The following is a 15,390-nucleotide window of genomic DNA, read 5'->3' on the forward strand; positions in this document are numbered from 1 at the left end:
CAATAAATTGCGAGAGCCCTCGCGAAACCGCAATGTCAGCATTTGACTCTGCGGCTGCGCACTTACACAATCCTTTTCACTTAAAGCAAATTACGCTGAAGGCCATTGATTTAAGCGTCTTTATTTTTGCGGGGTGTTTATTAACTCGCTAAAAACAGACGCTTTTTTTGGTAGGTTTGCTATGGATTAGGATAATTCCTGGCACTTATTTCGCCGAAAAATCAGACAATAGAGGCCTTTTCGCTTTCAGAAAGGGTGCGGTAGCTTTCTATCAAGCCCGCCACGTTAAACCGATGAACGCGCCTGGAGTGGTGCGTTTTATGTCAGGATCCGCTTTATGAGCAATCGCATCACTGTTCAGTTACCTGCCGAGGGGCTGCTCTTCTGGAAAATTTCTGGTCGTGAAGCCCTGTCCGAAGCATTCTCCTTTACCCTGCAATTGCTCGGGACTGACGCGCGCATGGATCGCAGCCAACTGCTCGGTAAACCGGTCACCGTCACCCTGCCAACCCAGGGCTTGTCCGGCAGCCGCTACCTTAACGGTAAAATCACCCGCGTCGCCGTAAGCGCCGTCGAGCTGAGCGGTACGCGTTATGCCGTTTACCAACTTACCGTAGAGTCGGATCTCTGGCCGATGAAGCGCGACCGCAACCTGCGTATTTTCCAGGGACAGACGGTGCCGCAAATCGTGAAAACCCTGCTGGGCGAATACCAGGTCAATATTGAAGATAAGCTGACAGGCAGCTACCGCACGTGGGAGTACTGCGTGCAGTACCAGGAGAGCAGCTTCGATTTCATCAGCCGTTTGATGGAGCTGGAAGGCATCGCCTACCATTTCAGGCATGAAGCGGACAAACACACGCTGGTGCTGACCGACGCGGCCACCCAACATCAGCCCTTTAGCGGCTATGAATTTATTCCCTACCACCAGACGCCATCGGGCGGCAGTACCGATGAAGAGGGGATCAGCCAGTGGGCGCTGGAAGATAGCGTGACGCCAGGGATTTACAGCCTGGATGATTACGATTTCCGCAAACCGAACGCCTGGCTTTTCCAGGCGCGGCAAAACCCGAACTCTCCGTCGCCTGGCGCTATTGATGTTTATGACTGGCCGGGCCGCTTCGTCGAGCATGGGCACGGTGAATTCTACGCCCGCATTCGCCAGGAGCGCTGGCAGGTTGAGCATCAGCAAATCGAAGGCACCGCCACGGCAATCGGAATTGCGCCGGGCTCTACTTTCCAGCTCACCAACGCCGCGTTCTTTAATGACAATGGCGAATATCTTGTCACCGCCGCCCACTACAATTTTGAAGAGAACCGCTACGCCAGCGGTGCCGACAGCCAGACGGTGCACCGTATCGACTTCAGCGTTATTCCCTCCTCGGTGGTGTTTCGCCCGCCGCAGCACACTCCCTGGCCGCGCACTTACGGCCCGCAGACTGCGCGCGTCGTGGGTCCGCAGGGGGAGAGCATTTGGACGGATAAATATGGCCGCATAAAAGTGAAGTTCCACTGGGATAGGCTGGCGAAAGGCGATGACACCAGCTCCTGCTGGGTGCGCGTCTCCAGCGCCTGGGCCGGTCAGGGCTATGGCGGCGTGCAGATCCCGCGCGTCGGCGACGAAGTGGTCATCGACTTTATCAATGGCGATCCGGACCGCCCGATAGTTACCGGCCGCGTATACAACGAAGCGAGTATGCCGCCCTGGGCGCTGCCTGCCGCCGCAACGCAGATGGGCTTCCTCAGCCGCTCGAAAGATGGCTCGGTAGATAACGCCAATGCCCTGCGCTTTGAAGATAAAGCGGGTGAAGAGCAGGTGTGGATCCAGGCCGAGCGTAACCTTGATACCCATGTGAAAAATGATGAGACGCGCAGCGTTGGCGGCTCACAGACCGTCAACATCACGCGCGATCACAGCGGCAAAGTGGCCGGAACCCACTTCCAGGCGACACAGCTTTCCCACGACGAGGTGATCGGCGGCGATTTTACGCAGAAGGTTCAGGGCAATCTGACACTCGCCTCTGGCTCGAGCATCAAACTCGTTACCGGACAATCAGCCCTCATACTGGGTGCCAACGGCACGGTCACACTGCAGTGCAATGATTTTAAAATCGACGCGCTGGGCAGTGGGCAGATTAATACCAAAGGATTGCTGGATTTGAACTTATCAACACCGCAAAAACATGACGATGTTGCCCCCACCATCGACCAAATCCAGGCCGCGGTTAAAAAAGCATTTGATCAAGGGAAAGATAAATAATGGCGACCGCACAGTTTGTTGTTTCGGAAGGCATCCTCAACCTGCCGGAAGCATGCCAGGATCGCAGCATTAACGTGCTGCGCTTTAACGAGAGCAACGCGACGCTGGTGATCACCCGTGCGTGGGACATCAAGGCAGGCGAGGAAGAGGCGTTTATCAGCCAGCAGCTGGCGAAAGTGAAGCGCAGCATGAAGAAAGTCGTAATGGGCGAAGTGGGAGATAGTCTGGTGGCGAACCAGCCTGCCCGTGAAGTTTCACTGCGCTTTGAAAACCAGGGCGTGCTGGTGCATGAGAAACTGGCCATCACCCGCGTGGAGGATCATCTTCTGGTGCTGACATTCAGCCGCACCGCGCCCTTTGACGCGCCGGCTGATGCCTTCTGGGCGTCGATTAAATCGGGCTTACAGTTAGGGGCGTAACGATGACGGATTACATCGCGGCCCGTATTGATGACCCACTGATTCACAGTTCAGCGCTGGCAGATTTTGTTGGCGCTGTTGTGGAAGGGGCGATTATCGCCGGGCTTCTGTTTGCTTGCTCTACACCTGTTGGTGCAGTGTTGGCTGGCACGACAATTGCCGTTTTGGTCTTCGGCGGCGGTTTGCAGGAAATCGGTGACGCCGCCGGGAGGCTGGTCGACAGCCTGATAGATCCCGGGCCCCCCGACGCACATATTGTCACCGGCTCTGAAAACGTGCATATCAAGGGCAAAAAAGCCGCGCGTGCCGCCGGCACCGTGGATCGCGATTATCTGCTCGCGCCTCCTGCTCCTGAAGAGAGCATCGACTGGGCGGCTGTTGGCGTGCTGGCGCTGGCCACTGCGGCTGAAGCGGCAAAGCTCATCGTGACCCCCGGCGGCATGACGATAGCGCTTGCCGAACGCGCCAAAAATCTCACCCTCGATGATATGAAAAAGTGGGGCTCAAACCTGTGGGAATCCCTTTCGCAACCGCTGGTTGAGAGCGCCGATCCCCATGCGACCCCGATGCCACTCGATACCGTTGACTGCAAAAAAGGCCATGCGGTCACCAGCAGTAACTTTATCGCCCAGGGCTCCAAAAGCGTTCTAATCAATAATCAGCCCGCGGCGCGCAATGGTGAGAAAAGCACCTGCGAAGCGGAAATCAAAGTCAGTGAAGATTCCCGTGTACGTATCGGTGGTGACACAATCACCGTTCGCGATATCCGTAGTGGCAAAAACCAGCTGGCCTACTTGCTGGGCGCGATTGTCGGCTCGCTGGGGGTCGCTGAACTGCCCAATCTGGCAAGAATGCTCTGCAGACGCATGCTAACCCGCAGCGTGCTGAAAAATATCGTCTGTGCTTTTGGCAGCGCGGTAGTTTCAGATGCGGTTTCTTCCGTTCTTATCTCCGCAGCGAGCACCACTTTTCCGGTCAATATTGCCAGCGGCGCAAAGATCCTCGCCAAAGAGGAGGATCTCGACTTTGTGCTGCCGGATCGTATGCCGCTCTACTGGCAGCGTATCTACAACAGCCGCAACCGCGCCTCCGGCATGTTCGGCCCCGGCTGGATGATGCCGTTTGAGACGCGTCTTTACCGCTTGGCGGATAATCAGCTCATTTTCAAAGATATGAGCGGGCGCGAGCTGGGGCTCGGCGAAGTGCTCAGCGGCGATATGATCTCCTATCCGGACGAGGGGCTCAGGCTCTTCTCCAGCCCGAACGGCGCGATCGCGATCCAGACTGGCGAAGGCGATCATCAGGTCTATGAACCGGATCCCACCCGCCCGGGCGAGTGGCGCATGCACCGCATGTATGACCGCCATGAAAATGCCCACTACTTCAGTTGGAACGAACAGGGCCAGCTGGCGCGTATCTCCAGTGACAACGAAGCGCTGGATGTCGAGCTTGAGTACGACGCCCATAGCGGGCGCTTACGCGCGGTTTACCAGATTGTTGATGGCGGACGCCAGCTGCTGGTGAGCTATCGCTACAACGACCAGGCGCAGCTGATTGCAGTCATCGATGCCGATGATGTGGTAACCCGCCAGTTTGGCTGGGATCGCGCCAGCGACATGCTGGCCTGGCACAGCTTCTCGACCGGCCTGAAAGTGCATTACCAGTGGCAGCCGAGTGCAGATGCAGAACACTGGCGCGTGAAGGCGTACCAGGTTCATGACGAGCAGGGCACAGTGCTGGAAAACTGGCGTATCGACGCCGATGAGAGCAAACGTTACGCCCGCGTCAGCAATGATGAAGGCGTGGTCAGCGAACACTACTGGGATGAGATCTACCGCATCACCGCGTACACCGATGTGCACGGCGGTAAATGGCAGTTTAACTGGGCGGGACAGTCCGAACAGCTATTGTCAGCCGTGCAGCCGGACGGCGGACGCTGGGAGTATGCCTGGGACGATCGCGGCAATATGACGCTGGAGCGCGACCCGCTCGAACGCGCAACGCTGAAAACCTGGCATCCGCTGTATGACTTCCCGTTAAAAGAGGTGCTGCCGGACGGCGGCGTCTGGCAGTACGAATACAGTCTGGCGGGCGATGTGGTGGCGCTGACCGATCCGGAAGGCGGCGTGACGCGCTTTGAGTGGAACGATCAGGGCGACTTAATCCGCCGCATTGATGCGCTGGAGAATAGCCACCGCTTCTGGTGGGATGCGCTGGGCCAGCTGATCCGCGAGGAGGACTGCTCCGGTAACCAGAGCCAGAATCAGTATGATGGCGCCGGGCGTCTTATCCGCAGCACCGACCCGCTCGGCAATACGGACCGCTACGTCTGGAGCCCCGCCGGTCGCCTGCAGACCTATATTCGTGCCGACGGGCGCGAGACGCAGTTTAGCTACACAAAATCCGGCCTGCTCTGCGGACAGAGCGTCGACGGCGTCAGCACGCGCAGGGTAAAACTCAATGCGCGCGGCCAGGTAACGGAAGCCACCGACCCGGCAGGGCATGTGACCCGTTTCCGCTTCAACCGGGCGGGCCGTCTGGTGACACTGACCAACGCCAACAACCAGGAGTGGCGTTTCGACTACACCCCGACCGGGCTGCTGACCTGTCAGCAGGATTACGCCGGGCGGCAGACGGAGTATCACTACAACGCCGCGCAGCAAGTAGCTTCTCTGGTGCGCCACCCGGAGCGTGGCAGCGACCTGCCGGCGCAGGTGCTGAATTATGAATATGACGCCCTCGGGCGCATGACGGCGCGGGAAACCCCGGAGCACCGCACCGAATACCGTTACAGCGCGCTGGCCACCGAAATCCACCGTTATGCCTACACCGAGTGGCGTCAGGCCGCGGTGGAGATGCGCGAGCCAGCGCACAGCGAAGCCATCATCCTCGCGCGTAACAAGCTTGGCGACCTGGTCCGCGAGGAGAACCACTCCGGCGTCTATCAGCATGAATACGATGCCTTAAGCAACCTCAGTGCCACCACCTTCCCGGACGGGCGGGAGCTGAAGTTCCTGCGCTACGGCACCGGGCACCTGCTGGAGATGCAGCTCTCCCTGAGCGGCAAAACGCTGCCGGTCACCGGCTACCAGCGTGACCGCCTACACCGGGAGACGCACCGCACGATGGGCGCGCTGGAGCTGGAGACGCACTACGACATGGCCGGGCGTATCACGCACCGGCGCTGCACGGACAACCTGCGTGACCGTCTGGTCTCGGAGCGCCGCTACCAGTGGGACCGCGCGGACCAGATAATCCGCCGCATGTACACCGACGGCGCCCCCTCCACTCCGGCGGAGAAGTACCGTCAGTCCCTGTGGGGCTACGACGCGGCCGGGCGCATGACGCAGAGCCTGCAGCCGGAAGGCGAGGAGCGTTTCTGGTATGACGCCGCGGACAACCGCACCACGCCGGAACTGCAGCCGGTATGGAACAACCTGCTGAAACGCCTGGACGGCGTGAGCCGGGAGTATGACAGTTTCGGGCGCATGACCGTGCGCCACGACACGCACCGGAGAGTGACGCAGCGTTTCAGCTATGACGACGAGCACCGCATCAGCCGGGTGGAAATCGACGGCGACGCGGAATACACAAAAGCAGAATACCGCTACGACGCGCTGGGCCGCCGTACGGAGAAACAGGTGTGGCGACGCCATGCCCGGAAACCGGAACGCACACAGTACGCCTGGTCCGGCCTGCAGATGGTGGGTGAAACCAGCGACAGCCACCCGGACGCGGCGGTGCAGTATATCTACACCGAAAACAGCTATGAACCGCTGGCGCGCGTCGACAGCCACGGTGAGCATGCGGACATCTTCTGGTACCACACGGAACTGAACGGCCTGCCGGACAGCGTGACCGACAGCAACGGCGACACCGTCTGGCGCGGCGCTTCCACCGCCTGGGGTCGAAGCCTGCGGGAAAGCACACCGGTAAACTGGGACACCCCGCAGAACCTGCGCTTCCAGGGCCAGTACCTGGACCGCGAAACGGGCCTGCACTACAACACCTTCCGCTACTACGACCCGGCGGGCGGGTGTTACACGCAGATGGACCCGATTGGTCTGGCGGGCGGGCTGAATACCTATACCTATGTGGATGATCCACTGGGGTGGGTGGATCCGTTGGGATTGGCGGGATGTGGTCCAGGGAAGGTTACTGGTGATTTTAAAACTATTCGCGAGAAATTTAGACTTGCCAGAAATGGTGACGTCTCAGCACAAGCAGAGATAGCATATGCTAAATATATGCGCAGTCAGGGTAATCATGTGCATTTTAACACACCGCCGAACCGTTCTATTTCGATGGCTGATTTTACGGTTAACGGTACGCAGGTTGATACGAAGTTCTTGAGCGGTATAGGTGGAAATGCTGCAAAGAATGTCAATAAAGGCGTACGTCAGGTTGGCGACAATGGTATTGTTCAAGTAATAAGGAGTTCTAATTCTAAAAATACACTCGAACAATTTGATGAGTTCTTTGGCGGCTTTAAACCCAATAACCCTAGCGTCCGTGTAGATGTAATAGATCAATCAGCATTGGATCCTTTTTGGAGATTTTAAACATGATTACTAAAGCAAGCATTCTTATTAGTTATGAAAATAAAGAGATATTGACAGAAAAAATATCTAATTTATTAGGGGCAGCTGATATTGACTTCACTATTATGGAATATGATTATTTTGATGCTAATGAATATAAGGAATATGTTGAAGGGAGAGGCATAAGCCCTGATGAAGATTCAAAATATATTGAAATATTAAGTAAGGTGGATTTTATATATGAGGTTGACTTTGGTACATCGGTAGCTTCTATTGAAAGTAATTATTTACCTGCATATATTGATTTTATTTCTCAAGTGCTTTCTCTACAGTTAAGGTGTGATGTTCTAACTAGTTTTAAGCCGCTGAGTGGCGACGAGTATTGTCCTGTAAGTTATTTTTCAGATGGCAAAGAGATTGTCAGCTTTATATCTAATCCATCTAATTGCTGGGATGGGGTTTTATGGATAAAAAAGTCAACTGCCTAATTCCTAAGTCATTCTAAGTTGTGATTTTCTCTATTCTATTCTGTACCATAGTTTCGAAAATGAGGAGTAATTTATTTCCATATGTGGGTTTATTCACTAGGACAAAGAACTATGAAAAGTGCTTGAGATTGGATTATGAATAGAGAACTAACGTTGTAATTTTTATCAGATCATCAACCGATGCCGCCTGATCAGATTTTGACACAGGGCCTTGTTAATAAATATAATGATATTAGACAATTTTTCATTAATCACTCCGCTAAAGAGGCCATATCTCTATTTATGAAATCTTATGGATGTGGGGATGGTTGGGGAGTATATCACTTATTTGAAAATATTTTTATAAGTGTGATAGTGACGATGTCATAATGTCTATTTCAAATATTATTGAAAATCCTCTTATAACGAAAGGTGTCAGATATTAAATAACTCAGTTTGCAGCTTCATTTCCTGACAAAAAACTAATTGACGGCTTAAATATATCATTGTCATTAAATGATGGTGATAATTATGAGGTGGCAATAATTTCTCTTGATTTAATTAAATAAATAAAACCCAGGAAACAATTTAGTCTTGCGGTTAGTGTGGGAGGTGCCGACAAGACGGCCTATGTTTTGGAAATGGTGACTTATGGCGTAATACTTTTTCAGCCATTAATCACCTCTGAAAGTGGGTTGTGCCATGCAGTAAGCGGATATATTGACGGAAACCAGCGAAGGTAATCCGACGCCGCGGTGCAGTATATCTACACCGAAAACAGCTATGAGCCGCTGGCGCGCGTTGACAGCCACGGTGAGCATGCGGAAACTTTCTGGTATCACACAGCCAAGAATCGCGGAAAAAATATGAAAAAAATCAACAATAGCTATATCTCGATGCTTTGGCAGGCACTTTCTGAAGATCCAAATATGGATGCTTCCCTTGTTGGTTTAAACTTATCCAATGAAAAAAGCTTATCATTAGCCTTCCGGGAGTTAATAAAGTCGTCTTATGATAATTTCCCTTATTTTATAAAAGACAGATGCAAAAATAGTCTTGCTTATGCGATTAATTTCTATGATGAAAAACTACTTTCGCGTCTTTATGAGTCTGCCATTCCGCTTTTTGATCCACCTAACAATATGAGTATGAAAGAGTTTTATGTAACCGTTTGGGAATGTCTCTTTCCGGGGGAGAGTTGTTTGATAAATAATCCAGAGGAATACGTAGAAATTCCCTTTAATGAGTTATACAAAAAATAGCATAATTTAAGTGTGGCTTAAATATAGCTCTGTCTTTCTCATCTCCCCAGTTATGCCCTAAAATCATCAGAGTATTTCTCTTGATGTTTCGTTTGCCCTGAATTTATCAATAATATCCGTGAGGTAGTAAGTTGAAATTGTTAAAAGAAAATGAAGAGATCTCTTTGTCAGGAGAAGAGGCCATTAAAATATTAACTGATGTTGAATATACTCTTATTTCATTGCGAGATATCGCCAGGCATTATTACGATAACGTCGAGGGTGAGATTACATCTGAGAATAGATCTGCCTATTGTGAAGAAACAACAAGATTTATAGATGAAAATAAGATTGCTAATAAATTAGCAAATATAAGAAGAGTGATTAGCGAAAAATTTAACCTTGAGCCAGGTGATGATGAGATGGATGATATTGAAAGAGAATTAGAAAATATTCGTTATTGGAAGCCACGTTCGTAGTAGGGTACTGATAAATCGGAATTTTTGGAGTTGTTTATCGGCGCTGCTTTTTTATGAATAGTAATACTATATTGGATTTTTATCGTGGCAATTAATAAGAGTACTCTTAAAGATGGTTTGGTTTTTATAAATGACGATAACCCAGGCGAGTCCGTTATAGTTAATTTCTACACTTTTGTTAGCCTTATCAAAGGCATAATGGTCGCTTATGGTAACAAATCAGAAGGCGCGGCCGAGTCTATAATTAATAACTCACCTGTGCTAACCGCGCCACCCCAAAATTATCTTGAAGCTTGCTTGCTGGGGCACGAGGAGGAATATTATTGGGCTATGGTTATTTCGCATGGAGATCGATATTTTGAAAAGGGATTTAGTTATGCTGCGCCTGATAGCTACGAAGAGTGGGAAAGTAAATATATAAAAGATAACAATCTCAAAACTAATACTTTGATATATAAAGATGGGGAGTGATGGAATTGCTGGCAAATAAAAAAGATCTGATTCTAAAGATAATGATCAAGCAAATTAATCCCTCTGAGTTTCTATGCCAGTTTGGTGATGGTTCCGGAGAGTTAGATCTCTGTAAAGAGTTAACCATTGCGCGGGAAGCCAAAGACGCTGAGCTGGTTGATCTGCTTTTATATTTAAGCGCGGTAGTGAAATTTGATTACTATGATGTCGACATACTAAACCAGCTTGTGACAGATCCCTGGCACCAGAAACATGAAGAGATCGTAAGATTGTTAGAACATTATCGGCAGCCTTCCAGCGTCAACCCTCTTTATGAAGCCGCGCTGCTCAATCTTGACTACAGGGATTACGATGAGGATTTCATACTGGCAAATAAATGCATACGGGTGCTGGAGAAAATACAGGACCAGAATGCTATTGAGAAAATGGAATTATTAGCCGAAGTTGATAATGCGTTAATCCGCCAATATGCACAAAAACACTTAAACAGAATGCGGCGCTAAAGCAGAGCAAGCTTATTGGATTGGCTGATCTTTAAGGCTTGAAGGCGCGCTATCCGCAACAAGTCGCGCTTCTTAAGACCTTACTTATCTCTTCTGGCAGACCAAATTGACAACCACACCTCGCCACGCTAGTTTTCCCGAAAGCCCTCGACCTGTTAAACCATGATTGATTTTAACGCCGACATCATTAGCTTCACCTCGCTTGCCAATATCCGTCTCGGGCATTCTGTGGATATTTACCTTGAGGAGATGCTTACCCGCTTTACTGTCGAGACGAAAGAGTATCCCTCTTCATCGCCATTGGGCGGCGATATGCACGGCTATTTTCTTGATGACAACACGGTATCGATCTTTACCGATGCGAACGATATCATCGTCTCCGTCGTTTGTAACCAGAACTACCACGGGAGATATCAGAACAGGCTCTATGCCGGTATCACCATGGAGCGGCTTACGCTTCTCAGCAACAGCATCCTGCTGATTAACGGCGCTCTGATTGTTGATGGTGATTACGGGCTCGCTTTCTCTCTCCCTTCGCCCTATGACGAAATTACCGATCATCTCCAGCACATCCCTGGCGATCTGCAACTCAATGAGATTGTCGTCAGCGACTACTCTTCATGGGCACCGCAAGCTTCACGAAGAGGACGTAAAAAAAGATGAATAACAGCATGTTGCAAACCACCCTGGACGCATTCAAAACCACCTATCACCTGACTTTCCCCGAACGTTACACGCGCTTTCTCGCCGCGCAGCGCGACGCCACCGAAATCACCACGCCCGATGGTGATGTGATCTATCTTTTCGCCCACGGCGATCTGCTGGAGCGAAACGACACCTACGCCATCCAGCAGGCGGAGCCTGAGTATCTGCTGATTGGTCAGGATGGCGATATTGGCTACTTTATCCACGGTATATTGGGCCGCGAGACGATCTACAGGCAGGATCTGGGCGCGCTTGGCGCACTGCCGATGGAGCCTGCCGCTGAGAGCATCGACCAGCTGCTCGCCTGAGCGTCTTTTGCCTTTGATTTTCCTCACAAAGCCCTTTCCTGTACTGCCCGCCCGCGCATCACACAAAAATTTAATTTAAAGCCGGTATAACTTTTGCGCACATTCGTCCGATATATCCGTCATGCGCCCCGCGCCACGCCATATCGGAGAAGTTATGTCAGTCAAAAGAAATACCGGGAAAAAGCTCAAAGCCAGGACGCTGATGTTGATATCCATCTTTGTCACGATAACCGCCGGTTTTCTTGTGACCATTGGCTTGCTGATATGGCAAGCGATGGCGCAGCAGGAGATGGTGGCAAAGAAACATCTGCAACAGATTGCCCAGACCGAAACCCTGCAAGTGAGCCAGCAGCTCGATTCCGCGCTGGTTGCAGCACGCGATGTTGGTAACAGCGCCTGGTCTCTGCGCGAAGCAGGCCTTGCGGATCGCAAAGGGCTGGATCAGATCCTGCGCGACTATCTGCATGCGCACAGCGATTTCCTCTCAATGTCGCTGGCCTTTGAACCGAACGCTTTCGACGGCAAAGATGCCGAATTTGCCGGCAAACCGGAGCAGGATCCCGCCGGGCGCTATGCCCGTTATGTCGATCGCGATTCGGCAGGTAACCCGTCGCTGCACAACCTGCTCGATTACGAAACGCCGGGCAGCGGTAACTACTATGTGCTGCCGCGCCAGCGCCAGAAAGAGGTGATTATCGAGCCCTATATCTACCCCTATAACGGGGTCGATGTGATGCTTACCTCCATCGCCGCGCCGATTATGCGCAACGGTAAATTCCAGGGTTCGGTCACGTCCGACTTCTCGCTGGCGACGCTGCAAAAACGGATTGGTGCCATCAAACCGTGGGATGGCGTCGGCTATGCCGTGCTGCTGTCGGCGGAGAATAACGTCGTCTCCAGCCCGGATAAAGCGGCCATCGGCAAGCCCTACAAGGGCAGCATTACGGGCAGCGAGGTGGTGCGTTTTGACGATCCGCAGCTCGGCGAACCGGCATTCATCACCTGGCGCACCATTGCGGTTGGCAACAGCGGCACGCCGTGGAAACTGGCTATTATCACCCCGGTCAGCGTGGTGATGGCGGAAGCCTGGCACTTCCTGATGAACGCGATAGTGATGATGGTGCTGAGCATTATTATCGTCAGCCTGGTGGTGGCGCTGGTCTTTACCCGCAAAGTCGCGCGCCCGGTGGGCGGCGAGCCATCCGAAGCGGCGGAGATCGCGCTCTCAGTTGCGCAGGGCGATCTTAGTAGCACCATCCCCGTGCAGAGGGGCGACAGCAGCAGCATCTTCTACGCGCTGCACGCCATGCAGGGGCAACTGCACCGCATTGTCAGCACCATCACCGATGCCAGTAACTCGGTGCGTGCGGGCAGTAGCGAAATTGCCGCCGGTAACCTCGATCTCGCTTCACGTACTGAAGAGCAGGCGGCGGCGATTGTACAAACCGCGGCGAGCATGGAGCAGATTGCCGTCACGGTGAAAAATAACGCCGATAACGCCCACAAAGCGACGCGTCTTACCGAGCAGGCGACGGAGATTGCCGGGCAGGGCGAAGCGCTGGTCGACGAAGTGGTCGATGTCATCAATAAAATCGACGAAAGCGCGCATAAGATCGGCGATATCAACAGCATCATCGACGGCATCGCTTTCCAGACCAATATCCTTGCGCTGAATGCTGCCGTGGAAGCGGCGCGCGCCGGGGAGCAGGGGCGTGGTTTTGCCGTGGTTGCGGGTGAAGTGCGCAGCCTGGCGCAGCGCAGCGCCAATGCGGCGAAAGAGATCTCAACGCTGATAGATGAGTCGACCGGGCGCGTCAGCAAAGGCGTGGCGCTGGTGAATGAAACCGGCGCGATGATGAAGCAGATCATCGAGGCGGTGACCAATGTCCACCTGGTGATCAATGAAATCGTGCAGGCGCTGGATGAGCAGACCAAGGGCATCAACCAGGTCAGCGTGGCGGTAAACCAGATGGATAGCGCCACCCAGCAGAACGCCTCGCTGGTGCAGCAGATCTCCGCCGCGGCCATGTCGCTGGAGGAGCAGGCGAAATCACTGGAAGAGACGCTGGCCTTCTTCGCCGCGCGTCAGGTGTAATGCAAAGGCCCGCAATGAGCGGGCCTTTCTCTTTGATGCGTCACTTTGCCAGATCGTCGAGCAGCGCCCGGTGAAATGTCGCCGGGTCCTGCATCTGCGGCGCATGGCCTAAGCCATCGAATTCCACCAGCCGGGCATTGGGGATCAACTCTGCCGCCTCTTTGCCCAAGACCTTGTAGTTGCCGACTACCTTTTTCACTTCCGGCGGCGCATCATCGCTGCCGGGCGCGGTTGTGTCGCCGGTGCCGATAAACAGCGTAGTGGGCACGCGTAAATCCTTGAACTCATAGAACACCGGCTGGGTGTAGATCATGTCGTAGATCAGCGCCGAGTTCCACGCCACCCGCGTCTTGCCCGGTCCGTTGTTCAACCCCGCCAGCATCTCAACCCACTTATTGTATTCCGGCTTCCATTCACCCATGTAATAGGTCTTCTGCTCGTAGGCTTTAATGCTCTGCGCGGTGCTTTTCAGCTCGCGCTGATACCACGCGTCCACGCTGCGATAGGGCACGCCCTTCGCCTTCCAGTCCTCAAGCCCAATCGGGTTAACCATCACCAGCTTCTGCGTCTCTTGCGGGTACATCAGCGCATAGCGCGTCGCCAGCATGCCGCCGGTAGAGTGGCCGATAATCACCGCTTTTTTCACTCCCAGCTTCGCCAGCAGCTGATGGGTATTCTCCGCCAGTTGTTGGAAGCTGTACTGGTAATTGGCCGGTTTAGTGGAGGTGCAAAAGCCAATCTGATCGGGGGCAATCACCCGGTAACCGGCCTCATGCAGCGCGGTAATGGTGCTCTCCCAGGTGGCGGCGCAAAAGTTTTTGCCGTGCAGCAATACCACGGTTTCACCGTTCGGTTTATCGGCGGAGATATCCATATACCCCATGCTTAAGGGCTGGCGCTGAGACTGAAACTCAAAGTGCATCAGCGGCCACGGGTAGGTGAACCCTTCAAGCTGACCACCATACTCCGCGGACTGCGCCGCACCGGTAAAGAGCAACGCGAGCAGTAGCGCGCGGCGGGGAAAACGTCGCATACAACCTCCTGGCCCGTTTAAACGATATCGTCCACCACGCCGCCATCGACGCGCAGTGCCGCGCCGGAGGTTGCCGACGCCTGCGTTGAGCAGACATAAACCACCATATTCGCCACCTCTTCAACGGTGGCGGCGCGCTGGATAACCGATGAGGGGCGATTCGCCATCACAAACTCTTTCGCCAGCGTCTCCAGTGACTTACCGGTTCTCTCCATCTCTTCCTGCATCATGCCGGCGAAACCGTCGGACATCGTCGGCCCCGGTAATACGCTGTTAACCGTGACGCCGCTGCCGGCAACAAACTTCGCCAGCCCGCGCGCCAGCGACAGCTGCGCCGTTTTGGTCACGCCGTAGTGGATCATATCTGCCGGAATATTCAGGGCGGACTCGGAGGAGATAAACACCACGCGACCCCAGCCTTTATCGACCATCGCGGGCAGCAGCGCGCGTGCCAGCCGCACGCCGGACATCACGTTGGTCTGCCAGTAATTCTCCCAGGTCTCGTCATCGGTGGCGTAGAAATCTTGCGGGCCATAAATACCGGCGTTATTGACCAGGATATCAACGTCAGAGGCTGCTTTAAGCAGGGAAGCCACGCCTTGCGCCGAGCCAAGATCGGCAACGGCGGTACGTACGCGGGCACCGCTCACTTCCTGCGTTAATGCCGCTTTGGCCTTGTTGACCGACTCGTCACTGCGCCCGTTGAGGATCACTTCTGCGCCGCTCTGCGCAAGTCCGGTCGCAATCGCGAAACCAATCCCGCCCGTCGAGGCGGTAACCAGCACTACTTTTCCGCTCAGATCAATCTTCATCATTCGCTCCTTATCACGTGGATTTGGCAAATAAATAAGCCTGGCACATGTGGCGC

At 53.4% G+C, this 15,390-nt stretch carries 12 protein-coding genes and 1 pseudogene; 11 read left to right on the forward strand and 2 right to left on the reverse strand.

From position 1 onward, the window contains the following. Window positions 1-337: 337 nt before the first annotated feature. The 11 genes and pseudogenes from ACWPW2_RS15775 to ACWPW2_RS15825 all read left to right on the forward strand — a co-directional run bounded on the left by ACWPW2_RS15775 (window position 338) and on the right by ACWPW2_RS15825 (window position 13,489). Window positions 338-2,260 (forward strand): type VI secretion system Vgr family protein, encoded by a 1,923-nt coding sequence (locus tag ACWPW2_RS15775; RefSeq protein ID WP_454124068.1) that lies wholly within the window; start codon window positions 338-340, stop codon window positions 2,258-2,260. Continuing rightward, window positions 2,260-2,679, forward strand: a complete 420-nt coding sequence (locus ACWPW2_RS15780; RefSeq protein WP_094422477.1) for a DcrB-related protein — start codon at window positions 2,260-2,262, stop codon at window positions 2,677-2,679. The genes ACWPW2_RS15775 and ACWPW2_RS15780 overlap by 1 nt, the downstream gene beginning before the upstream one ends. A gap of 2 nt (window positions 2,680-2,681) precedes the next feature. Further along, on the forward strand, window positions 2,682-7,241 hold the full coding sequence (locus ACWPW2_RS15785) for an RHS repeat-associated core domain-containing protein (protein WP_454124070.1): 4,560 nt from the start codon (window positions 2,682-2,684) through the stop codon (window positions 7,239-7,241). 2 nt (window positions 7,242-7,243) lie between these two features. After that, window positions 7,244-7,708, forward strand: a complete 465-nt coding sequence (locus tag ACWPW2_RS15790; protein ID WP_454124072.1) for a hypothetical protein — start codon at window positions 7,244-7,246, stop codon at window positions 7,706-7,708. 725 nt (window positions 7,709-8,433) lie between these two features. Beyond that, window positions 8,434-8,541: pseudogene (locus ACWPW2_RS15795) on the forward strand (RHS repeat-associated core domain-containing protein); the annotation flags it as partial. 539 nt (window positions 8,542-9,080) lie between these two features. Then, complete coding sequence (locus ACWPW2_RS15800; protein WP_080263024.1) at window positions 9,081-9,407, forward strand: hypothetical protein; 327 nt, start codon at window positions 9,081-9,083, stop codon at window positions 9,405-9,407. 84 nt (window positions 9,408-9,491) lie between these two features. Beyond that, complete coding sequence (locus ACWPW2_RS15805; protein ID WP_051372134.1) at window positions 9,492-9,878, forward strand: hypothetical protein; 387 nt, start codon at window positions 9,492-9,494, stop codon at window positions 9,876-9,878. After that, window positions 9,878-10,381 (forward strand): hypothetical protein, encoded by a 504-nt coding sequence (locus tag ACWPW2_RS15810; RefSeq protein WP_454125244.1) that lies wholly within the window; start codon window positions 9,878-9,880, stop codon window positions 10,379-10,381. The genes ACWPW2_RS15805 and ACWPW2_RS15810 overlap by 1 nt, the downstream gene beginning before the upstream one ends. A gap of 162 nt (window positions 10,382-10,543) precedes the next feature. After that, window positions 10,544-11,044, forward strand: coding sequence for a hypothetical protein (locus tag ACWPW2_RS15815; protein ID WP_454124074.1), 501 nt, complete (start codon window positions 10,544-10,546; stop codon window positions 11,042-11,044). Next, a complete protein-coding gene (locus ACWPW2_RS15820; protein WP_454124076.1) occupies window positions 11,041-11,394 on the forward strand; it encodes an SMI1/KNR4 family protein in 354 nt (117 codons plus the stop codon). Before ACWPW2_RS15815 ends, ACWPW2_RS15820 begins: the two co-directional genes overlap by 4 nt. 202 nt (window positions 11,395-11,596) lie before the next feature. Further along, entirely contained in the window at window positions 11,597-13,489 is a 1,893-nt protein-coding gene (locus ACWPW2_RS15825) for a methyl-accepting chemotaxis protein (protein ID WP_454124078.1), read from the forward strand. Between the two features lie 40 nt (window positions 13,490-13,529). Here ACWPW2_RS15825 and ACWPW2_RS15830 read toward each other — a convergent pair whose 3' ends face one another. Then, window positions 13,530-14,522, reverse strand: a complete 993-nt coding sequence (locus ACWPW2_RS15830) for an alpha/beta fold hydrolase (protein ID WP_454124080.1) — start codon at window positions 14,520-14,522, stop codon at window positions 13,530-13,532. A gap of 17 nt (window positions 14,523-14,539) precedes the next feature. After that, window positions 14,540-15,334, reverse strand: a complete 795-nt coding sequence (locus ACWPW2_RS15835) for an SDR family NAD(P)-dependent oxidoreductase (protein ID WP_454125246.1) — start codon at window positions 15,332-15,334, stop codon at window positions 14,540-14,542. Window positions 15,335-15,390: the final 56 nt, after the last annotated feature.

This window comes from Kosakonia sp. Marseille-Q7440, from assembly GCF_965119485.1.

Coding starts and splice junctions, on each gene's coding strand:
- ACWPW2_RS15790 (WP_454124072.1), top strand. CDS start 7,244: ATGATTACTAAAGCAAGCATTCTTATTAGTTATGAAAATAAAGAGATA.
- ACWPW2_RS15830 (WP_454124080.1), bottom strand. CDS start 14,522: ATGCGACGTTTTCCCCGCCGCGCGCTACTGCTCGCGTTGCTCTTTACC.
- ACWPW2_RS15785 (WP_454124070.1), top strand. CDS start 2,682: ATGACGGATTACATCGCGGCCCGTATTGATGACCCACTGATTCACAGT.
- ACWPW2_RS15775 (WP_454124068.1), top strand. CDS start 338: ATGAGCAATCGCATCACTGTTCAGTTACCTGCCGAGGGGCTGCTCTTC.
- ACWPW2_RS15820 (WP_454124076.1), top strand. CDS start 11,041: ATGAATAACAGCATGTTGCAAACCACCCTGGACGCATTCAAAACCACC.
- ACWPW2_RS15825 (WP_454124078.1), top strand. CDS start 11,597: ATGTTGATATCCATCTTTGTCACGATAACCGCCGGTTTTCTTGTGACC.
- ACWPW2_RS15815 (WP_454124074.1), top strand. CDS start 10,544: ATGATTGATTTTAACGCCGACATCATTAGCTTCACCTCGCTTGCCAAT.
- ACWPW2_RS15810 (WP_454125244.1), top strand. CDS start 9,878: ATGGAATTGCTGGCAAATAAAAAAGATCTGATTCTAAAGATAATGATC.
- ACWPW2_RS15835 (WP_454125246.1), bottom strand. CDS start 15,334: ATGAAGATTGATCTGAGCGGAAAAGTAGTGCTGGTTACCGCCTCGACG.
- ACWPW2_RS15780 (WP_094422477.1), top strand. CDS start 2,260: ATGGCGACCGCACAGTTTGTTGTTTCGGAAGGCATCCTCAACCTGCCG.